18 protein-coding genes are annotated in these 19,811 nt (G+C 69.9%); 7 read left to right on the top strand and 11 right to left on the bottom strand.

Annotated elements, in window-relative coordinates:
• Positions 1 to 4: 4 nt before the first annotated feature.
• From ureE to DK254_RS24905, 4 genes are read left to right on the top strand one after another with little or no spacing between them, the layout of a single operon-like run.
• On the top strand, positions 5 to 505 hold the full coding sequence (gene ureE, locus DK254_RS24890) for an urease accessory protein UreE (protein ID WP_109935963.1): 501 nt from the start codon (positions 5 to 7) through the stop codon (positions 503 to 505).
• Positions 502 to 1,176, top strand: coding sequence for an urease accessory protein UreF (locus DK254_RS24895; RefSeq protein ID WP_109935964.1), 675 nt, complete (start codon positions 502 to 504; stop codon positions 1,174 to 1,176). Before ureE ends, DK254_RS24895 begins: the two co-directional genes overlap by 4 nt.
• Before the next feature lie 11 nt (positions 1,177 to 1,187).
• On the top strand, positions 1,188 to 1,802 hold the full coding sequence (ureG, locus tag DK254_RS24900) for an urease accessory protein UreG (RefSeq protein WP_109935965.1): 615 nt from the start codon (positions 1,188 to 1,190) through the stop codon (positions 1,800 to 1,802).
• Positions 1,803 to 1,837: 35 nt separating this feature from the next.
• Positions 1,838 to 2,410 (top strand): HupE/UreJ family protein, encoded by a 573-nt coding sequence (locus DK254_RS24905; RefSeq protein ID WP_109935966.1) that lies wholly within the window; start codon positions 1,838 to 1,840, stop codon positions 2,408 to 2,410.
• 364 nt (positions 2,411 to 2,774) lie between these two features.
• Here the strand turns inward: DK254_RS24905 and DK254_RS24910 are convergent, their stop codons facing one another.
• From DK254_RS24910 to mdlC, 4 genes are all read right to left on the bottom strand, one after another.
• Positions 2,775 to 4,028 (bottom strand): OprD family porin, encoded by a 1,254-nt coding sequence (locus tag DK254_RS24910; RefSeq protein ID WP_109935967.1) that lies wholly within the window; start codon positions 4,026 to 4,028, stop codon positions 2,775 to 2,777.
• A 94-nt stretch (positions 4,029 to 4,122) separates the two neighbouring features.
• A complete protein-coding gene (locus DK254_RS24915; RefSeq protein ID WP_109935968.1) occupies positions 4,123 to 5,586 on the bottom strand; it encodes an aldehyde dehydrogenase family protein in 1,464 nt (487 codons plus the stop codon).
• A gap of 14 nt (positions 5,587 to 5,600) precedes the next feature.
• Entirely contained in the window at positions 5,601 to 6,938 is a 1,338-nt protein-coding gene (locus tag DK254_RS24920; protein ID WP_109935969.1) for an aromatic acid/H+ symport family MFS transporter, read from the bottom strand.
• A gap of 63 nt (positions 6,939 to 7,001) precedes the next feature.
• Positions 7,002 to 8,588, bottom strand: coding sequence for a benzoylformate decarboxylase (gene mdlC / locus DK254_RS24925; RefSeq protein WP_109935970.1), 1,587 nt, complete (start codon positions 8,586 to 8,588; stop codon positions 7,002 to 7,004).
• A gap of 109 nt (positions 8,589 to 8,697) precedes the next feature.
• On the opposite strand from mdlC, the gene DK254_RS24930 reads away from it, so the two are divergent.
• The gene (locus DK254_RS24930; protein ID WP_109935971.1) at positions 8,698 to 9,594 is read left to right on the top strand and encodes a LysR family transcriptional regulator; all 897 of its coding nucleotides are present in this window, start codon (positions 8,698 to 8,700) and stop codon (positions 9,592 to 9,594) included.
• 7 nt (positions 9,595 to 9,601) lie between these two features.
• Here DK254_RS24930 and DK254_RS24935 read toward each other — a convergent pair whose 3' ends face one another.
• On the bottom strand, positions 9,602 to 10,927 hold the full coding sequence (locus tag DK254_RS24935) for an MFS transporter (protein ID WP_109935972.1): 1,326 nt from the start codon (positions 10,925 to 10,927) through the stop codon (positions 9,602 to 9,604).
• 353 nt (positions 10,928 to 11,280) lie between these two features.
• On the opposite strand from DK254_RS24935, the gene DK254_RS24940 reads away from it, so the two are divergent.
• Both DK254_RS24940 and DK254_RS24945 read left to right on the top strand, forming a co-directional pair.
• On the top strand, positions 11,281 to 12,336 hold the full coding sequence (locus tag DK254_RS24940) for an aromatic ring-hydroxylating dioxygenase subunit alpha (protein WP_109935973.1): 1,056 nt from the start codon (positions 11,281 to 11,283) through the stop codon (positions 12,334 to 12,336).
• Between the two features lie 51 nt (positions 12,337 to 12,387).
• A complete protein-coding gene (locus tag DK254_RS24945; RefSeq protein WP_109935974.1) occupies positions 12,388 to 13,332 on the top strand; it encodes a PDR/VanB family oxidoreductase in 945 nt (314 codons plus the stop codon).
• Positions 13,333 to 13,711: 379 nt separating this feature from the next.
• Here the strand turns inward: DK254_RS24945 and DK254_RS24950 are convergent, their stop codons facing one another.
• From DK254_RS24950 to livM, 6 genes are all read right to left on the bottom strand, one after another.
• On the bottom strand, positions 13,712 to 14,440 hold the full coding sequence (locus tag DK254_RS24950; RefSeq protein ID WP_109935975.1) for a GntR family transcriptional regulator: 729 nt from the start codon (positions 14,438 to 14,440) through the stop codon (positions 13,712 to 13,714).
• A gap of 205 nt (positions 14,441 to 14,645) precedes the next feature.
• Positions 14,646 to 15,407, bottom strand: a complete 762-nt coding sequence (locus tag DK254_RS24955; protein ID WP_089390029.1) for an SDR family oxidoreductase — start codon at positions 15,405 to 15,407, stop codon at positions 14,646 to 14,648.
• A gap of 496 nt (positions 15,408 to 15,903) precedes the next feature.
• A complete protein-coding gene (locus DK254_RS24960; RefSeq protein ID WP_109935976.1) occupies positions 15,904 to 16,836 on the bottom strand; it encodes an ornithine cyclodeaminase family protein in 933 nt (310 codons plus the stop codon).
• Between the two features lie 101 nt (positions 16,837 to 16,937).
• Positions 16,938 to 17,654 carry an ABC transporter ATP-binding protein gene (locus DK254_RS24965; RefSeq protein ID WP_109935977.1) on the bottom strand — a complete coding sequence of 239 codons (717 nt, stop codon included), beginning with the start codon at positions 17,652 to 17,654 and terminating at the stop codon, positions 16,938 to 16,940.
• Entirely contained in the window at positions 17,651 to 18,523 is an 873-nt protein-coding gene (locus tag DK254_RS24970; RefSeq protein ID WP_109935978.1) for an ATP-binding cassette domain-containing protein, read from the bottom strand. The genes DK254_RS24965 and DK254_RS24970 overlap by 4 nt, the downstream gene beginning before the upstream one ends.
• Positions 18,520 to 19,809, bottom strand: a complete 1,290-nt coding sequence (gene livM, locus DK254_RS24975) for a high-affinity branched-chain amino acid ABC transporter permease LivM (RefSeq protein WP_109935979.1) — start codon at positions 19,807 to 19,809, stop codon at positions 18,520 to 18,522. Before livM ends, DK254_RS24970 begins: the two co-directional genes overlap by 4 nt.
• Positions 19,810 to 19,811 lie beyond the last annotated feature (2 nt).

Genomic DNA, 19,811 nt, shown 5'->3' on the forward strand with positions numbered 1-19,811 from the left:
CGTCATGCTGGTCATCCACCAACGCATCGAGCCCCGCGACCGCTGGGACGCCGAACTGCACCTGAACTACGAGGCGCGCAGCAAGAGCCGCCTGCGCTGCTACGCCCGCGACGGCGAGGACGTCGGCCTGTTCCTCGAACGCGGCCAGCCGCCGCTGGCCGATGGCGACTGCCTGCTGGCCAACGACGGGCGCGTGGTGCGCGTATGCGCCGCGCCCGAGCAGCTGATGCACGTGACCTGCGCCAACCCTCGCGAGCTGAACCGCGCCGCCTACCACCTGGGCAACCGCCACGTGGCGCTGCAGGTTGGGGAGGGCTGGCTGCGCCTGCTGGACGACTACGTGCTCAAGGCCATGCTCGACCAGCTGGGCGCCACGGTGGAAAGCATCGAGGCGCCGTTCCAGCCCGAGCATGGCGCCTACGGCGGCGGGCACCACCATTCGCACCAGGGCGATGCGGAGTTCAACTACGCGCCGAAGCTGCACCAGTTCGGGGTACGCAAGTGACCGGCACAGGCCTCTGGCCCCTGCTGCGCCTCGCCAGCCCGCAGCTGCCCATCGGCGGCTACAGCTATTCCCAGGGCCTGGAAGCGGCGCTGGAACACGGCCTGGTGACGGACGCCGAAAGCGCCTTCGCCTGGCTGGCCGACCAGTTGCAACTGAACATGGCGCGCTTCGAGGGCCCGCTGCTGGCCGAGCTGCTGCGCGCCGCGCTGGCCGCCGACTGGCTGGCCCTGGGCGACGCCGCCGAGCGCCACCGCGCCAGCCGCGAGACCCGCGAGCTGGCCCTGGAAAGCCGGCAGATGGGCTTCTCCCTCGCCCAGTTGCTGGCGGCCCTGCCCGAACTGGACGAAGCGGCCCGCGCCTGGCTCGCCGCGCAGCCGGAGCCCTCCCTGGCCGCCACCTGGGCCCTGGCCGCGCGGGCCTGGGGCCTGGATGCGGAGCAGGCCCTGGGCGCCTGGTTGTGGAGCTGGGCGGAGAACCAGCTCGCGGTGCTGATGAAGGCCCTGCCCCTGGGCCAGCTGGCCGCGCAGAAACTCACCTCGCGCCTGCTCCCCGAACTCGAGCGGGCCTGCGCCGCCGCGCTGGCGGAGGACGCGCCCGGTGGCGCGCCCTTCGGCCTGGCCCTGGCGAGCATGGCCCATGAATCGCAATACAGCCGTCTGTTCCGTTCCTAGGAGAACCCTGCATGAACTCCCAACCCCTGCGCGTCGGCATCGGCGGCCCGGTGGGCTCCGGCAAGACCGCCCTGACCCTGGCCCTGTGCCGCGCCCTGCGCGAGCGCTACGACCTGGCCGTGGTGACCAACGACATCTACACCCAGGAGGACGCGCAGTTCCTGGTGCGCAACGAGGCGCTGGAGCCGCAGCGGATCATCGGCGTGGAAACCGGCGGCTGCCCGCACACGGCGATCCGCGAGGACGCCTCGATCAACCTGGAGGCGGTGGACCAGCTCAACCGCCGCTTCCCCGGGCTGCAGCTGATCCTGGTGGAGTCCGGCGGCGACAACCTCTCGGCCACCTTCAGCCCGGAGCTGTCGGACCTGACGCTGTACGTGATCGACGTTTCCGCCGGCGACAAGATCCCGCGCAAGGGCGGCCCGGGCATCTGCAAGTCCGACCTGCTGGTGATCAACAAGATCGACCTGGCGCCGATGGTCGGCGCCTCGCTGGAGGTGATGGAGCGCGACGCGAAGAAGATGCGCGGCGAGCGGCCCTTCGTGTTCAGCAACCAGAAGACCGGCCAGGGGCTGGACGAGATCATCGCCTTCATCGAACGCCAGGGGCTGCTGAGCGCGGCCTGAAGCGGTTTCCCAGACAATCCCACCCAGGAGTTCCCATGTCCCTGCGCAAAAGCCTTTTCGCCCTGGCGCTGTGCCTCGCCCCGGCTCTCGCCTTCGCCCACCCCGGCCACGGCGACCACGGCCTGGCCGCCGGCGTGCTGCACCCGCTGACCGGCCTCGACCACCTGCTGGCGATGTTCGCCGTGGGCCTCTGGGCCGCCCAGCAGCAGGGCGCGGCGCGCCTGGCGCTGCCCTGCACCTTCGTCGGCGCCATGTTGCTCGGCGGCCTGCTCGGCTTCGACGGCGTGCAACTGCCCTTCGTCGAGACCGGCATCGCCGCCTCGGTGCTCGCCCTCGGCCTGTGCGTGGCCCTGGCGGTGCGCCCACCGCTGCCGCTGGCCATGGCGGTGACCGCACTGTTCGCCCTGGCCCACGGCATCGCCCACGGCCTGGAGCTGCCGGAACTGTCCAGCCCCTGGGCCTACGCCGCCGGCTTCGTCGGCGCCACCGCCGCGCTGCACGCCGCGGGCTATGCGCTAGTGCGCTTCCTGCCGCAGGCCGCGGCGCCGCTGGTGCGTGTGGCGGGCCTGGCTTCGGCCGGTGCCGGGGTTTGGTTGCTGGCGGGTTGATGGGTATCGCTTCGCTCCCCCGTAAGGCGCATAACGCCTACGGCGTTATCCGCCGATTGGCCCGGCCGTGGAGGTCGCCAAGGTTGGCCGCGAAGCCGGGCCGAGCCGAGGTGTAGCGGCGGATAACCGCGAACGGTTATTCGCCCTACGCACCGTCCTCCCGTAGGGCGCATAACGCCTACGGCGTTATCCGCCGATTGGCCCGGCCGTGGAGGTCGCCAAGGTTCGCCGCGGAGCCGGGCCGAGCCGAGGTGTAGCGGCGGATAACCGCGAACGGTTATTCGCCCTACGCACCTGCACCGTAGGAGCGGACTCCGTCCGCGATGGGTCGCCCCACGCACCGACCCGCGAATGCCCCTCGTCGTCAGAGCGAAATGGGATAGTTGAAGATCACCCGCGTCTGGTCGAAATCGCTGTTGAAGCTGCGCCGGTTGCTGGCGTGGTTGACGCGCACGTTGAGCTTCTTCAGCGGCCCGCTCTGCACCGTGTAGCCCAGCTCCAGGTCGCGCTCCCATTCCTTGCCACCGCTGCCGGCCGCAGTGGTGGCGTTGTCGCCCTTGCCGTAGCGCACCATGCTCACCAGGCCGGGCACGCCCATCGCGGCGAAGTCGTAGTCGTAGCGCAGCTGCCAGGAGCGTTCGTCCTCGTTGGTGAAGTTGCCGTTGAACATGTCGTTGCCCATGGTCCTGCCGCTGCTGCCGTAGACCGACTGCCACATGCCCGTGCCGCCGACCTTCTGCAGGCCGACGTAGAAGGTGTGCCCGCCATGGTTGGCCGAGAGCAGAGCGTAGGCGGTGTGGCTGTCGATGTCGCCGGCCAGGGCGCGGCCGTCGTCGCGGTCGAAGAACAGGCCGAGGTTGGCGCCCAGCAGCCAGTCGCCCACCGGCTGCTTGTGCAGCAGGTTGAAGTAGCGCTGGGTGTAGATGTCCTCCAGTTGCGCGTACCAGGCGCCGACCAGGGTGCGCTGGTCGTTGAAGCGGTACTCCGCGCCGGCGTAGTTGAAGGCATCGGATTTCGCCGTGGGCGCCGACCAGGACGACAGGTCCTGCAGGTCCGCCGAGTTGCGCAGGCTGACCTGGTCGTAGCGCCCGCCATACAGGCTCACTCCGTCCCACTCGCGGGACACCAGCGCCGCACCGCGGAAGGTCTGCGGCAGCAGGCGGCCGTCGTCGTAGCGCAGCACCGGCACGTCCGGGAGCATCTCGCCCAGCTTCAGCTCGCTGGCCGACAGCCGCAGCTTGGCGGCCACCGCCACACGCCCGTATTCGTCGGCGGCCTTGCCGTCGTCGTGCACCGGCAGCAGTTCGGAGCCGCTCTGGTCGCGGCTGCTGTTCAGCTTCACCCCGTACAGGCCCAGGGCATCCACGCCGAAGCCCAGCGGGCCGCGGGTATAGCCGGAGGTGAACTTGAGGATGAAGCCCTGGGCCCATTCGTTGACCAGGCTCTTGCCGGCGCTGTGGTCGCGGAAGTCGCGGTTGAACGCGTAGTTGCGCAGTACCAGGTCGGTGCGCGCGTCCTCGAAGAAGCCGCCCTCCTCGGCCTGCGCGGGCAGGCAGGCGAACAGCGGCAGCGCTGCGCAGGCGAGGGACGGCAATACGGCGGTGTGACGGCTTTGCATTGTTATTGTTCTCCGTTTTTCAGGGTGCAGCGGCCCACGGCGCGCCTGCATGGGCGCACCGTGGGTGGGGTTACTGGCAGAACCGGCTAGAGCATCAGAACGGGTAGTGGCGCGCCTCCCGTTGCACGCTCACCCAGTGGTCGCGGGTGAACTCGTCGATCGCCCAGTCGCCGTTGAAGCGGCCAAGGCCGGAGTTCTTCTCGCCGCCGAAGGGCGCGTTGGCCTCGTCGTTGACCGGGATGTCGTTCACGTGGGTCATGCCCGCGCGCACCTGGCGGGCGAAGGCCACGCCGCGCTCCAGGTCGCGGGTGAACACGGCGCTGGAAAGGCCGTATTCGCTGGCGTTGGCCAGCTCCAGGGCATGGGCCTCGTCGCGGGCGCGCAGCAGGCCGATCAGCGGGCCGAAGATTTCGTCGCGGGCGATCTCCATCTCCGGGCCGACCTCGCCGTAGACGTGGGGCGCCAGCAGTTGGCCCTGCACGCCGCCCTCGTAGAGCGGCCTGGCGCCTTCGCGGCGGGCCAGGGCGATCTTCTCCAGCAGGCCTTCGAGCTGGCGGGCGTTGATGATCGGGCCGATGGCGGTTTCGGCCGCTTGCGGGTCGCCGACCTTCACCTGCTTCACGCGCTCGACGAAGCGCGCGGCGAAGGCGTCGTACAGCGCGTCGACCACGATGATGCGGTTGATCGCCATGCAGATCTGCCCCTGGTGCAGGAACTTGCCGAACACCGCGGCGTTCACCGCCTGTTCCAGGTCGGCGTCCTCCAGCACCACGAAGGGGCTGTTGCCGCCCAGTTCCAGGGCCACGTGCTTGAGGTGCGCGCCGCCGCTGGCGATGCGCCCGATGTTGCGCCCCACCGGGGTGGAGCCGGTGAAGGTCACCAGGCCGGGCACCGGGTGCTCGACGAAGGCGTCGCCGATCTCGCTGCCGGCGCCGACCACCACGCTGAGCACCCCGGCCGGCAGCCCGGCCTCCTCGAAGATGCGCGCCAGCAGCAGGCCGCCGCACACCGGAGTGTCGCTGGCCGGCTTGACCACCACCGCGTTGCCCAGCGCCAGGGCCGGGGCCAGCGAGCGCTGGGTGAGGTGCAGCGGAAAGTTCCACGGGCTGATGACGCCGACCACGCCGATGGCGCTGCGGTATACGCGGCTTTCCTTGCCGGGGATGTTGGAGTCGAGGATGCGCCCGTGCACGCGGCTGGGGAAGGACGCCGACTCCAGGGTGATGCCCCGCGCCGCGCCCCATTCCAGGGTGGCCTTCAGGCGGGTGCTGCCGGACTCGCGGATGATCCAGTCGATGATTTCCTCGCGGCGCCGGTCGAATACTTCCACCACCCGGTAGAGCAACGCGGCGCGCGCAGCCGGCGCCAGCGCGGCCCAGGCCGGCTGCACCTCGGCGGCCTTGCGGTAGGCGGCGTCCAGGTCCTCGCGGCTGGCCTGGGGGATTTCCGCCAGCAGGCTGCCGTCGTAGGGGTTGCTGTCGCGCAGCGGCTTGCCGGTGCTGCCGGTGCGCCATTCGCCGGCGAGGGGTTGCAGGTGGAAGTCGGTGTAAGCGGTCATGGACGGTCTCCTGATCAAACGGTTTTTTCCGGGGCGGCGAAGGCCGCGCCGACGGCGCGCGGGCGTACGCGGATGCAGCCGATGGCCAGCGCGCCGATGACGCCGGGCAGGGCGAAGGCCAGGAAGTTCTCCTGGAACGGCAGCTCCAGGGCCAACAGGCTGCCGCCAAGCATGGGCCCGGCGATGGCGCCGAGGCGGCCGATGCCCGCGGCCCAGCCGACGCCGGTGGAACGCACGTGGGCCGGGTAGAACTGCGAGGCGTAGGCGTGGATCACCGCCAGGGTGCCGATGGTGGTGGCGCCGGCGATCACCAGCAGGGTGTTGAGCAGCCAGGGGCCGGGGTTGACGCCCAGCGCCGCCAGCGAAGCCGCGGCCAGGGCGAAGAACAGCACCAGGGTGCGCTGGGTGCCGAGGCGGTCGGCCAGCCAGCCGCCGAACAGCGCGCCGAGGGTGGCGCCGACGTTGAGGGTGACGAGGAACACCAGGCTGGAGGTCAGCGGGTAGCCGCCGTTGGCCATCAGCTTCGGCAGCCAGGTGTTGAGGCCGTAGCTCATCAGCATGCACATGGCGAAGCCCACCCACAGCAGCAGGGTGCCCAGTGCCTGGCCGGCGTTGAACAGCTGCGGCAGGCGTGCCTTGTCGGCATCGGCATCCACCTCGGCGATCGCCAGTTCGGTGCCCGGGCGGTAGTTCGGCTCAACCTTGGCCAGCAGCGTGTCGAGCTCGCCGCGGCGGCCCTTGAGTTCGAGGAAGGCCGCCGACTCCGGCAGGTAGCGCAGCATCAGCGGCACTGCCAGCACCGGCAGCACGGCGACGTAGAACACCGACTGCCAGCCCCACTGCGGGATCAGCGCGATGCCCACCAGCGCCGAGAGCACCGCGCCCACCGAGTAGAAGCTGGACATCACGGTGATCAGCGTGGCGCGGCGCCCGGCCGGGGCGAACTCGCTGATCAGGTTGACCGCGCTGGGCACCAGGGCGCCCAGCGCCAGGCCGGTGCCGAAGCGGCAGACGCCCAGCTCCAGCGGGTTGCGCGCATGCCCGGTGAGGAAGGCGGCGAGGCTCGCCAGCAGGGTCATCAGGATCACCAGGCGGCGCCGGCCGAAGCGGTCTGCCAGGGGCGCCAGCAGGGTGCCGCCGAAGAGCATGCCGAACAGCGCGCAGCTGCCCAGGGTGCCGGCCTGCACCGGGGTCAGCTGCCACTCGTGCATCAGGCGCGGCACCACCGAGCCATAGACCACCATGTCGTAGCCGTCGAACAGCATGATGAAGCAGCCCCAGGCCAGGATCAGCCAGTGGGTGCGGTTGAAGCGGGCGGCGTCGATCACCGCCGCGACTGTCGTCTTGTGCATAACCACCTCTTGTTATTTTTCTGTGGGTGTAGCGGGGAGCGCCCCAGGCAGGGCGCGCACGCGTCAGGGCTCGATGGTCAGGGTGGGCACCTCGATCAGCACCGGCTCGTCGCCAGCCAGGGCGCGGGCCAGTTCCTCGCGCAGGCTCGCGGCGTCGGCCGCCTGCACCGAGCGCACGCCGTAGCCGCGGCCGAGCTGGCAGAAGTCCAGGCCGGGCACGTCCAGGCCCGGCGCGTCGGGCACGTTGAGCACCCCGGCGAACCAGCGCAGGGCGCCGTAGGTGCCGTTCTTGAGGATGATGAACACCGCCGGGATGCGGTATTGCGCGGCGGTCCAGAGCGCGGTGATGCCGTAGTTGGCCGAGCCGTCGCCGATGATGCCGATCACCCGCCGCTGCGGCTGCGCCAGCTGCACGCCGACCGCCGCCGGCAGGCCGAAGCCCAGGCCGCCGGCGGCCGGGAAGAAGTAGCTGCCCGGCTGGCGCATCTGCACGCGCTGCCAGAAGGCGGTCACGGTGGAGGTGGATTCCTTGACGAAGATGGCATCGTCCGGGGCCAGTTCGTCGATCACGTCGAACACCGTCTCCGGGTGCAGCGGGCCGGCTTCGGCGGCGCGTGGCGCCGGGCGCGGCAGGGCCTCGGGCAGCGGCCGGGCGCTGGGGCGGACGGCTTCCACCAGGGCCTCCAGGGTGAGGAAGATATCGCCGACCAGGGCATCGCCCATGGGCGCGCGGGCGGCCTCGCCGGGGTCGCAGGTGATGTGCACCAGCTCGGCGCCGGCGGGCAGGTAGTCGCCCGGGGCGAACTGGTGGTAGCGGAACACCGGGGCGCCCACCACCAGGATCAGGTCGTGCCCGGCGAGCCGTTGCGAGATGCCGGCGATGGCCGCCGGCAACACGCCGCGGAAGCACGGGTGGCGGGTGGGGAACGGGCAGCGCGAGGCAGACGGTGCGACCCAGGCCGGCATGCGCAGCTTCTCCGCCAGTTGCACGGCCAGCGGGTTGGCGCGGGCGCCATCGACGTCCGGCCCCAGTACCAGCACCGGGTTGCTCGCCCGCGACAGGCGCCCGGCCAGTTCCCCCAGTTGCGCCGGCGAAGGCAGCCCGGCGCTGGCCACGTTGCGCGCGGCCAGGTGCTCGACGCCCGCCGGCGCCGGCTGCGCCCAGTCGTCGTAGGGGATGGACAGGTACACCGGGGCCCTGGGCGCCAGGTTGGCCATGTGGATGGCCTGGCTCAGCGCGCGCGGCACGTCCTGGGCGCAGGCCGGCTCGGCGCTCCACTTCACCAGCGGCTTGGGCAGTTGCGGCGCCTCGACGTTGGCCAGCATGGCCTCCACGCCGATCATCGAGCGCACCTGCTGGCCAGCGCTGATCACCAGCGGGCTGTGGCTGTACCAGGCATTGGTCAGCGCGCCCATGCCGTTGCCGGTGCCGGCGGCGGCATGCAGGTTGACGAAGGCCGGCTGGCCGCTGGCCAGGGCGAAGCCGTCGGCCATGCCGACCACCGCGCCCTCGTGCAGGCCGAGGATGTAGCGGAAGTCCTCGGGGAAGTCCTTGAGGAACGGCAGCTCGTTGGAGCCGGGGTTGCCGAAGACGGTGGTCAGGCCGTGGCGCCGGAGGATGTCGTAGGAGGCGGAGTGGACGGTTTTCATGCTGGCCCTTCAGGCTCGTTCTTGGGTTTGCGCTACTGTCGCAGCGGCCTGATAATCGATCAAATCGATAGTCTTTCTATCTAAAATAAAAACCATCTATGCGAATACCATGGCCCAGATCGACCTCAACCTGATCCGCACCTTCGTCACCCTCTACGAGGCCGGCAGCGTGACCGCCGCCGCCGAGCGCCTGTTCGTCACCCAGCCCTCGGTGAGCTATGCCCTGGCGCGGCTGCGCGAGCTGTTCGACGACCCGCTGTTCAGCCGCAGCCGCGACGGCATCCAGCCGACCTTCGTCGCCGAGCAGCTGTACGGCACCCTGCGCGAGGCGCTGACGCGCATCGAGGGCGCGGTGCAGAGCACCCGCCAGTTCGACCCGGCGAGCACCGAGCGGCGCTTCCGCATCGCCCTGTCCGACCTCGGCGAGCTGGGCTTTTTGCCGCTGATCCTGGCGCGGCTGAACCGCGAGGCGCCGCTGGCCGAGGTGGAGGTGCTGCCGCTGCAGGTGGACGAGGTGGGCGACTGGCTGGCCAGCGGCAAGGTGGACACCGCCATCTGCCGCCAGGCGGTGCCCGGCAGCCGCAGCCGGGTGCTGATCCAGGAGCGCTACGTGTGCCTGCTCAGCGCCGACCACCCGCGCATCGGCGAGCGCCTGGAGCTGGCCGGCTACCTGGCCGAGCGCCACGTGGTGGTGACGCGCACCTCCGGCCACGGCATCGCCGAGGACGTGCTCCAGGCGATGAAGCTGGAGCGCCGCATCGCCCTGCGCGTGCCGCACTTCTCGGTGCTGCCGAAGATCATCCCCGGCACCGACCTGCTGACCATCCTGCCGGCGCAGATCGCCCGCATGTTCGTCGCCGAGGGCGGGCTGAAGATGCTCGAACTGCCCTTCGCCGTGCCGGCGTTCGAGGTGTCCCTGCACTGGCGCGCCAGCAGCGAGCACTCGGCGGCGCTGGAGTGGTTCCGCAACAGCATCGCCGAGGCGATCATCGACGGGCAGCATTGAGGCACCCTCAGTGCGCGGCCAGCGGTTCACCGGCCGGCGCCGACGGGCGCAGGCCCAGCAGCACCAGGGCGGCGGCGACGAAGACCACGGCGAACACCCCGTACAGGTGCAGCGGCTGCCAGCCGCCGTCCAGCAACAGCCCGGCCACGGTGGGCGAGAGGATCGCCCCCAGGCGGCCGACGCCGATCGCCCAGCCCACGCCGGTGGCGCGCACGTCGGCCGGGTAGACCTGCGGCGACAGCGCGTAGAGCCCGGCGATGCAGCCGTTGACGAACACCCCGATGAGCAGGCCCAGGCCGAGCGCTGCGGCCAGTGACGACGCCGAGCCGAGGAACAGCACCAGCAGCACGGCGGTGACCAGCATGAAGCCCTGCAGCACCCGCGGCAGCGGCACGCGCGCCGAGAGCGCGCCGACCAGGGCGGCGCCGAAGATGCCGCCGAAGCTCAGCAGCACGCCGCCGGTGATGCCCTGCTGCGCGGTGAGGCCGGCGGCGGTCAGCAGCTTGGGCGTCCAGCTCATGATGAAGTAGAAGCCGAACATGGCGAGGAAGAACAGCAGCCAGATCAGCAGGGTCGAGCGGCGCAGCGCGGGGGCCAGCAGCTGCAGCGCGGCCACGCCCCCTGCCCCGCGCACCCGCGCCGCCGGCAGTTCGTCCAGCTGCCCCAGGTCCAGGCGCGCGGCCAGGGCATTGACCCGCGCCAGCGCGTTGGCCGGGCGCCGGGCGAGCAGGAAGTCGAGGGACTCGGGCAGGCCCGCCAGCACCAGCGGGATGGCCGCCAGGGAGACGACGCCGCCGGCGAGGAACACCGAGCGCCAGCCCCAGTGGCCGATCAGCCACACCGCCAGCAGCCCGCCGAAGGTGGCGCCCAGGGCATAGCCGGTGGACTGCAGGCTGACCGCCAGCGGGCGCCAGCGACGGTTGGCGTACTCGGCAGCGATCACGTTGCTGCTGGCGAGGATGCCGCCGATGCCAAGGCCGGTGAAGCCGCGCAGCAGGGCCAGTTGCGTCGGGCTCTGGGCGAAGGCCGAGAGCAGCATGCCGGTGCCGCACAGCAGCAGGCAGAAGAGGATCAGCGGGCGGCGTCCGAAGCGGTCGGCGCGCGGGGCGATGAACAGCGAGCCGGCGGCCATGCCGAACAGCCCGGCGCTGAGCAGCAGGCCGACCTGGGCGCCGTTCAGGCCCCATTCGGCGGACACCGAGGCGGCGGTGAAGGCCATCACCAGCACGTCGAAGCCGTCGATCATGTTGAGCAGGATGCAGATGCCGATGGCCGTCCACTGGAAGCGGTTCATCGGGCCCTGGTCGAGGGCGGCGCGCAGGTCGCGGTTCATGGGCGCACCCCCTGGGTCGACGGGGCGTGGGGCTGGACGCAGCACGGGCAAGGCAAGGCCGGCATGGCAGGTTCCTCTTGTTGTTCTTGTGGAGGCTCGGTGGCGCACACCCTGGCAGCAGTGGATCCCGAAAACAAGCCTCATTGGATCCCAATATCGGCAAGGCATCGCTGGCCGCCCCCCTTTCCGGCACCGCAGCCCCAGGAGAAACCAAGCAAATATCGGAGTTTTCGCCTACCCCGGAAAATCGTTCGATTAACGAACTGATTATTTTTCGACCATGCGGGTTGACAGCCTTCGCCCTCGAAGCGAACCATTGGATCCAATAACAACCACAAGATGAGGATCACCCCATGTTCCCGAAGAACGCCTGGTACGTCGCCTGCACCCCCGACGAGATCGCCGACAAGCCCCTGGGCCGGCAGGTCTGCGGCGAGAAGATGGTCTTCTACCGCGGCCCCGAGGGCCGGGTGGCGGCGCTGGAGGACTTCTGCCCGCACCGCGGCGCGCCGCTGTCGCTGGGCTTCGTCGAGGATGGCAAGCTGGTCTGCGGCTACCACGGCCTGGCCATGGGCTGCTCGGGCCACACAGAGTCCATGCCCGGCCAGCGCGTACGCGGCTTCCCGGCCATCCGCAGGTTCGCCGTGGAGGAGCGCTATGGCTTCGTCTGGGTGTGGCCGGGCGACGCCGCCGAGGCCGACCCGGCGCTGATCCACCACCTGGAATGGGCCGACAACCCGGACTGGGCCTACGGCGGCGGCCTGTACCACATCCAGTGCGACTACCGGCTGATGATCGACAACCTCATGGACCTCACCCACGAGACCTACGTGCACGCCAGCAGCATCGGCCAGAAGGAGATCGACGAAGCCGCACCGAAGACCCGCGTGGAGGGCGACGAGGTGATCACCGAGCGGCACATGGAAAACGTCATGGCCCCGCCCTTCTGGCGCATGGCCCTGCGCGGCAACGGCCTGGCCGACGACGTGCCGGTGGACCGCTGGCAGATCTGCCGCTTCACCCCGCCCAGCCACGTGCTGATCGAGGTGGGCGTGGCCCACGCCGGCCACGGTGGCTACCACGCGCCGGCGCAGCACAAGGCGTCGAGCATAGTGGTGGACTTCATCACCCCGGAGACCGAGACCTCCATCTGGTACTTCTGGGGCATGGCGCGCAACTTCCAGCCCCGGGACGAAGCGCTGACCGCGACCATCCGCGAGGGCCAGGGGAAGATCTTCGGCGAGGACCTGGAGATGCTCGAACAGCAGCAGCAGAACCTGCTGCGCCACCCGCAGCGGCCACTGCTGAAGCTGAACATCGACGCCGGCGGCGTGCAGTCGCGGCGCATCCTCGAACGCCTCTGCGAGGCCGAGCGCCAGCCTGCCGCCGCGCTGATCGCCAGCGCCTGACCGCCCTTCCAGCGCCGGCCCGCGTGGCCGGCCAAGCGTGAGACCACCACCGTGCTAGACGTCGTCATCACCCGCGTGCAGCGGGAAACCCCGGACATCCTCAGCCTCGACCTGGCCCGCACCGACGCCGGCCCCCTGCCGGCCTTCAGCGCCGGCTCGCACATCGACCTGCACCTGCCCGGCGGGCTGGTGCGCCAGTACTCGCTGTTCAATGCGCCGGGCGAAACCCACCGCTACCGCATCGCCGTGCTGCGCTGCGCCGACTCCCGCGGCGGCTCGCGCACGGTGCACGGGTTGCAGGCCGGGCAGCCGCTGCGCATTGGCGAACCGCGCAACCTCTTCCCCCTCGCCGAAGGCCCGGGGCGGCGCCTGCTGCTGGCCGGCGGCATCGGCATCACGCCGCTGCTGAGCATGGCCGAGCACCTGGCCCGCAGCGGCGCCGACTTCGAACTGCACTACTGCGCCCGCTCGGCGCGGCAGGCAGCCTTCGTCGAGTACCTGGCACAGTCCGCCTTCGCCACCCGCGTGCATTGCCATTTCGACGGCGGCGAAGCGGCGCGGCACCTGGACGTGGCCGCGCTGCTGGCCGCCCAGGCGGGCGATGCGCAGCTGTACACCTGCGGCCCGGCGGGCTTCATGGCGCACGTGCTGGACAGTGCCCGCGCCCTGGGCTGGGACGAGGCACGCCTGCACCGCGAGTATTTCGGCGCCGAGCCGGACGTCGGCGGCGAAGCCTTCGAAGTGCAGCTGGCGAGCAGCGGCCAGGTGGTGCGCGTGGAGGATGGGCAGAGCGTGGTGGAAGCGCTGCGCGGCATCGGTGTGGAGGTGCAGGTGGCGTGCGAGCAGGGCATCTGCGGCACCTGCCTGACGCGGGTGTTGGAAGGTGTGCCGGAGCACCGTGACCAGTACCTGACCGAGGACGAGCAGGCTGCCAACGACCAGTTCACCCCCTGCTGCTCGCGCTCGCGGAGTGCGCGGTTGGTGTTGGATCTGTAGGAGCGGATTTATCCGCGATATGTCGCCCCAGGCGATCCATCGGGGGCAGGCGTGATTTGTAGGAGCGAGCTTGCTCGCGAAGGGAGTTTCCAGGCGGCTTCGGTGTTTCGGTTTGACTCCGTCCCCTCTCCCCAGCCCTCTCCCTGAAGGGAGAGGGGGCTTGTCCGTGCCGGCTGGAAACATGGTTCTCGCCGAATATCCCCACGCTTACCGGCTAACTCGGGAATGCCTGGACGCACCGAACGGTCCCCTCTCCCTTCAGGGCGGGGCGCGCAGCCGAGGGCTAGGGAGAGGGCGCTCTTCGGGCCAGGCACGATGGTGAAGCCCGTTCGCGAGCAAGCTCGCTCCTACGAAAGCATCCCGGCACAGCTGGTTGGTCCTACGACCGGTCCTTTTCCGTCGCCGTGGATTTCTTCAGCACCGCCACCCCCTCCCGCGGCGGATGGAAGTACGCGGCGTAGCGCAGGGTGGCGTTGGCGTGCTCGCGCATGATCGCCTCGGCCCGCGCGCCCTGGCCGTTGACCAGGGCGTCGTAGGCGGCGTGGTGCTGCATGTGGGCGAAGTTGAAGCGCTGGTATTCGCGCGGGAGGTTGTCGCGGTCCACCGCCAGCGAGCTGACCGAGGCGAACGGCAGGTGGTCGTTGCGCGCCAGGGCCTCGTCGATGGCGCGGTTGCCGCTGGCCTCGATGATCGCCTGGTGGAAGCGCATGTTGAGGCTGTGGTAGGCCTCCAGGTCCTCGGGCAGCACGTGGCCCTTGGCGAAGATGCGGTCGCCTTCGTCCAGGCAGGTCTGCAGGACCGCCCGGGTGTCCTCGGAGATGCCGCGCTCGGCGGCCTGGCGCGCTGCCAGCCCTTCCAGCACGCCGCGCACTTCGACGGCGCCGGCGATGTCCTCCTCGGTGACTTCGCGCACCGTGTAGCCGCGGTTGCCGGCCTTGACCAGCAGCCCTTCCTGCTCCAGCACGCGCAACGCCATGCGCACCGGCATGCGCGACACCTGCAGGCGCTCGGCGGTGGGGATCTCGACGATGCGCTCGCCGGCGGCCAGCTCGCCGGAGGCGATCATCTTGCGCAGTTCAGCCAGCACGCGTTGGCCTGGTTTGCTCATCAGGAGGCTCTTGTGGCGGGGAGGAGTTGGCGGATGATAACGCGCGGGCGACGACCGTAGGGCGCATAACGCCTACGGCGTTATCCGCCGATTGGCCTGCCCCTGGAGGTCGCCCAGGGTTGGTCACGGGATCGGCTCGAGCCGAGGTGTAGCGGCGGATAACCGCGAACGGTTATTCGCCCTACGTCCTGGCCCAACCCACCCCTCACCCCTTGCGATGCACCGAGAAGCCGGCCCAGGCCTGGCTCACCGGCATGATCTCCAGGCTGTTGATGTTGATGTGCGGCGGCTGGTTGACGATCCAGTGGATGGTCTCGGCGATGTCCTCGGGCTGCAGCGCCTCGGTGCCGGCGTAGGTCTTGTCGTAGCGGGCCTGGTCGCCGCCGAAGCGCACCAGGGAGAACTCGCTTTCGCACAGGCCCGGCTCCAGGTTGCTGACGCGCACGCCGGTGCCCTGCAGGTCGCAGCGCAGGCTCAGGGAGAACTGTTCGACGAAGGCCTTGGTGGCGCCGTAGACGTGGCTGCCCGGGTACGGCCACTGGCCGGCCACCGAGCCGAGGTTGAGGATGCTGGCGCCGCGGCCGTGGGCGATCAGCCGGGGCAGCAGCAGGCGGGTGCAGTACATCAGGCCCTTGATGTTGGTGTCGACCATGGTGTCCCAGTCGTCCAGGTCGCATTCCTGCGCGGGGTCGGCGCCCAGGGCCAGGCCGGCGTTGTTGATCAGCGCGCGCAGCTTGTCGAAGCCGGCCGGCAGGTTGTCCACGGCATGGGCCACGGCGGCGCGGTCGCGCACGTCGAGGGTGATCGGCAGTACTTCGGCCTGGCTGGACAGTTCCTTGGCCAGGGCCTGCAGGCGGTCCTCGCGGCGGCCGGTGATCACCAGCGACCAGCCGTCGCGGGCGAAACGACGGGCGCAGGCTTCGCCGAAGCCGGATGTGGCACCGGTGATGAACAGGGTGGGAGTCATGGGCCAATTCCTCTGCTGGCGGGATGTTCTGTCGGACCTGGCAGGATAGCAGCCCTCCCCGCCCGACCTGCGCTACAGCCGCCGCCAACAACGGCCAAACAGTTCGGCAAGCGCCCGGGGCTGGACCGCAGGGAAGTCTGCTCCCAGGTTTTCCACAGGTTTTTCAACAGCAGCCGGGGACAAGCGCAGCGGTGGCCTGGCCGGCACTCCCCAGTCGGGGGCCAGGCGAAAAACCGGCCAATGCCGCACACCCCGCGCAGGGCATGGGCCGGCGCCGGCTTTCCCAAGCTTATCCACAGATTGCCCAACAGATTCCGTGGACAACCCGCACGGCCCGCCGACGCCCACGCAAGCCGCCCAACTGTCTGTATATACAGGGCTTTACGCCACCTGGCGAAAAAACCGGCGACGCCCCGCAGGCGGGTCGGGGCGGTGCTTTGCGGCAGCTGCCCCAACCTTATCCACAGCGTCCTCCACAGTTTCGCTGGATAACCCGCTAGCCCCCCTGCTCCACCAGCAGGCGCGCGGCAATCAGGTCTTCCAGGGCGTAGCCGACCGACTTGAACAGGGTGATCTCCTGGTCGTCGCGGCGCAGCCCGCGGCCCTGCAGCAGGTCGCTGAGCTGGGTATGGATGGCCGATTCGGCGATGGCGCCCTCGGCCAGGGGAATCAACAGGTCGCCGGCTTCCTCCAGCGCGCCTTCGCGGGTGTCGACGACGATGCGCGCGCGGCGCACGGCCTCGCTGTCGGTCTCGCGCATGCTCGGCAGGAAGGCGCCCACCAGGTCGAGGTGGGTGCCGGGGCTCAGCCACTCGCCGTGCACCAGCGGCTCGCGGGAGGTGGTCACGCAACTGACGGTGTCGGCCGCGGCCACGCCTGATGCGAGGTCTTCGCAGGCCCGCACCGGGTAGCCCTCGGCGGCCAGACGCTTGACCAGCGCGGCGACCTTCGACGGGTGGCGCCCCCAGATGGCGACCTCACGGTACCCGCGCACCGTGCAGTGGGCCCGCACCATGTGCGGCGCCAGGGTGCCGCTGCCGACGATGAGCAGGCGCTCGGCATCGCGCCGCGCCAGGTGGTCCGCCGCCAGCGCGGAGGTGCAGGCGGTACGCCGGGCGGTCAGTTCGGAGGCTTCGAGCAGCGCCAGGGGGCGGCCGTCGACACCGTCGAACAGGCAGAACAGCGCGGCCACCGCCGGCAACCCGCGCGCGCCGTTGCCGGGGAACACGGTGACCAGCTTGACGCCGATGTCCTGCCCTGGCCGCCACACCGGCATGGTCAGCAGCGTGGCGTCGCCGGGCAGCGCATGGCAGCCACGCACCGGCGCCTCGCAGCTGCCGGCCAGGCCCTGGCGCAGGGCCTCGATCAGCTGTGGATAAGCCAGGCGCTCGGCGACGTCGGCGTTACTCAGAAAACGAACAGTTGGCATGAAAGCTCCTTCGGGCGGCAGGCTTCAGGCTGCAGGCTGCAGGCCTAAAGCAGTGCGGGCTCTTGCCTGCAGCCTGCCGCCTGTAGCCTGCCGCCGGCACGTCAGTGCCCCCCCAGATAGGCGTCCCGCACCTCCTGGTTGCCCAGCAGCTCCTGGCCCGTGCCGCTCATGCGGATCTCGCCGTTGACCATCACGTAGCCGCGGTCGGAGAGCTTGAGCGCGTGGTTGGCGTTCTGCTCGACGAGGAACAGCGTCATGCCGGTCTGCGCCAGTTCGCGCAGGGTCTGGAAGATCTGCTTGACCACGATGGGCGCCAGGCCCAGGGAGGGTTCGTCGAGCAGCAATAGCCGGGGCCGGCTCATCAGCGCGCGGGCGATGGCGAGCATCTGCTGCTCGCCGCCGGACATGGTCATGGCGCGCTGGTTGCGCCGCTCCTTCAGGCGCGGGAAGAGGTCGAACATGCGCTGCATGTCTTCCTGGGCGTGGTCCATGCCGACGGGGATGGTGCCCATCAGCAGGTTCTCCTCCACGCTCATGTCGGGGAACACCCGGCGCCCCTCCGGCGACTGCGCGATGCCGTTGGAGGCCACGTAGTGCGCCGAGCGCCGGGCGATGTCCTGGCCGCGGTAGAGGATCTGCCCGGCGGCCGCGCGCGGCTGGCCGAAGATGGACATCAGCAGGGTGGACTTGCCGGCGCCGTTGGCGCCGATCAGCGCCACCGTCTCGCCTTCGCCAACGGTCAGGGAAACCTTCTTCAGCGCCTGGATCGGCCCGTAGAACACATCCACATCACGGAATTCCAGAATCGGCGCCGTCATGCGACCTCCTCTTCGTCTGCGCCCAGGTAGGCGGCGATCACCTTGTCGTTGCTGCGGATCTCCGCCGGCAGGCCGCGGGCGATCACATCGCCATGGTCGAGCACGATGATGTGGTCGGAGATGTTCATCACCATGCCCATGTCGTGCTCGATGAGCAGCACGGTGATCCCGTGGTGGTCGCGCAGGAAGCGCACGATGCGGCTCAGCGCCTGGGTCTCCTGCGGGTTGAGGCCGGCGGCCGGTTCGTCCAGGCAGACGATTTCCGGGCGCGTGCACATGGCCCGGGCGATCTCCAGGCGGCGCTGCTGGCCGTAGGACATCTCGCCGGCCAGGCGGTTGGCGCAGTCCACCAGGTCGACCACCTCCAGCCAGTAGAAGGCGTGGTCCAGGGCGTCGTTTTCGGCGCGGCGGTAGCCGGGGGTGTTGAGGATGCCGGAGACCAGGTTGCGGTTGGCGTACATGTGCTGCGCCACCAGCAGGTTCTCCACCACCGACATTTCGCGGAACAGGCGGATGTTCTGGAAGGTGCGCGCCAGCCCCGCGCGGTTCACCAGGTGGGTGCCGCCGAACATCTTGTAGTACAGGCGGCTGCCGAACTGCGCCGGGTTGACGAAGTCACCGCCCTGGAACGGCTGGCCGAGGATCTTGATGACGTCGGTGGTGGCGCCCTGGGTGTTGAGCAGGATCTTCCCGCCGGTGGCCTTGTAGAAGCCGGTCAGGCAGTTGAACACCGTGGTCTTGCCGGCGCCGTTGGGGCCGATCAGCGCGGTGATGGAACCGCGCTCCACGTCCAGGTTGACGTCGTTGAGCGCCTTGATGCCGCCGAAGTGCATCATCAGGTGCTCGACGCTGAGAATCTTGTCGCTCATGGCGCCACCCCCTTGCGTGCGGCGAAGCCCCTGCGGTTGATGCGGATCAGCCCGCGCGGGCGCCAGATCATCATCAGCACCATGAGCATGCCGAACAGCAGCACGCGGTAGTCGGCGAAGCTGCGCAGCAGCTCCGGCGTCACCGTCAGCACGAAGGCGGCGATCACCACCCCGAGGGTCGAGCCCATACCGCCGAGCACCACGATGGCGAGGATCAGCGCCGACTCGAAGAAGGTGAACGACGACGGGTTGACGAAGCCCTGGTAGCTGGCGAAGAACACCCCGGCCAGGCCCGCGGTGGAGGCGCCCAGCATGAACGCCGAGAGCTTGACCAGCACGTGGTTCAGGCCCAGCGAGCGGCAGGCGATCTCGTCCTCGCGCAGCGCTTCCCAGGCGCGGCCCACCGGCATGCGCGTCAGCCGGTGCTTGATGTACAGCACCAACAGCACCACCAGGAACAGCACGGCGTAGATGAAGATGAACTTGAGGTTCTGGTTGTAGTCGATGCCGAGGAACTCGTGGATGGGCGTGCCACCCTCCTTGGCCCGGCGGCCGAACTCCAGGCCGAAGAAGGTCGGCGCCGGCACCTGCATGCCGTTCGGGCCACCGGTGAAGGACAGCCAGTTGTTGAGGATCAGGCGGATGATCTCGCCGAAGCCCAGGGTCACGATGGCCAGGTAGTCGCCATGCATGCGCAACACCGGGAAGCCCAGTAGCGCCCCGGCCATCGCCGCGGTGATGGCGGCCAGCGGCAGCACCGTCCAGAAGCCCAGGCCCAGGTACTGGTAGCCCAACGCCAGGCCGTAGGCGCCGATGGCGTAGAAGGCCACGTAGCCCAGGTCGAGCAGCCCGGCCAGGCCCACCACTATGTTCAGGCCCAGGCCCAGCAGCACGTAGATCAGGCCGAGGATGACCACCGTGAGCAGGTACTTGTTGGCGAAGAACGGCAGGGCCACTGCGGCCACCACCAGCAGCGGGACTATCCAGCGCAGGCGTGTCTTGTAGCCCGGCGGCAGCACCTGGATGCCGGAGTCGGAGCCCTCGAAACGGTCGAGGACGCGGCTGCCGGCGGCGGTCTGCAGGAACAGGCTGAGCAGCAGGCGCCCGGCCATGACCGCGCCGACCATCCAGGCCAGGCGCACGGGTTGCAGGTTGAAGCTGTAGCCGTCGAGCACGATGCCGACGATGGGGCCGAACACGATGAGGGCGACCAGGCCGGCGAGGATGGTGTCCACCAGGCTCTGCTTGAGGTCGATGCGCGGGGTGGAAGCGGTTGCGGTAGCCATGC

Source organism: Pseudomonas sp. RW407 (genome assembly GCF_003176655.1).
Lineage (GTDB): Bacteria > Pseudomonadota > Gammaproteobacteria > Pseudomonadales > Pseudomonadaceae > Pseudomonas > Pseudomonas delhiensis.

Bases quoted from the DNA above. Each gene is read 5' to 3' on its own strand.
- DK254_RS24960 (WP_109935976.1), bottom strand. From the start codon at position 16,836: ATGCCAACTGTTCGTTTTCTGAGTAACGCCGACGTCGCCGAGCGCCTG.
- DK254_RS24915 (WP_109935968.1), bottom strand. From the start codon at position 5,586: ATGACCGCTTACACCGACTTCCACCTGCAACCCCTCGCCGGCGAATGG.
- DK254_RS24935 (WP_109935972.1), bottom strand. From the start codon at position 10,927: ATGAACCGCGACCTGCGCGCCGCCCTCGACCAGGGCCCGATGAACCGC.
- DK254_RS24920 (WP_109935969.1), bottom strand. From the start codon at position 6,938: ATGCACAAGACGACAGTCGCGGCGGTGATCGACGCCGCCCGCTTCAAC.
- DK254_RS24950 (WP_109935975.1), bottom strand. From the start codon at position 14,440: ATGAGCAAACCAGGCCAACGCGTGCTGGCTGAACTGCGCAAGATGATC.
- DK254_RS24970 (WP_109935978.1), bottom strand. From the start codon at position 18,523: ATGAGCGACAAGATTCTCAGCGTCGAGCACCTGATGATGCACTTCGGC.
- DK254_RS24910 (WP_109935967.1), bottom strand. From the start codon at position 4,028: ATGCAAAGCCGTCACACCGCCGTATTGCCGTCCCTCGCCTGCGCAGCG.
- DK254_RS24955 (WP_089390029.1), bottom strand. From the start codon at position 15,407: ATGACTCCCACCCTGTTCATCACCGGTGCCACATCCGGCTTCGGCGAA.
- DK254_RS24965 (WP_109935977.1), bottom strand. From the start codon at position 17,654: ATGACGGCGCCGATTCTGGAATTCCGTGATGTGGATGTGTTCTACGGG.
- ureG (WP_109935965.1), top strand. From the start codon at position 1,188: ATGAACTCCCAACCCCTGCGCGTCGGCATCGGCGGCCCGGTGGGCTCC.
- livM (WP_109935979.1), bottom strand. From the start codon at position 19,809: ATGGCTACCGCAACCGCTTCCACCCCGCGCATCGACCTCAAGCAGAGC.
- ureE (WP_109935963.1), top strand. From the start codon at position 5: ATGCTGGTCATCCACCAACGCATCGAGCCCCGCGACCGCTGGGACGCC.
- DK254_RS24930 (WP_109935971.1), top strand. From the start codon at position 8,698: ATGGCCCAGATCGACCTCAACCTGATCCGCACCTTCGTCACCCTCTAC.
- DK254_RS24905 (WP_109935966.1), top strand. From the start codon at position 1,838: ATGTCCCTGCGCAAAAGCCTTTTCGCCCTGGCGCTGTGCCTCGCCCCG.
- mdlC (WP_109935970.1), bottom strand. From the start codon at position 8,588: ATGAAAACCGTCCACTCCGCCTCCTACGACATCCTCCGGCGCCACGGC.
- DK254_RS24940 (WP_109935973.1), top strand. From the start codon at position 11,281: ATGTTCCCGAAGAACGCCTGGTACGTCGCCTGCACCCCCGACGAGATC.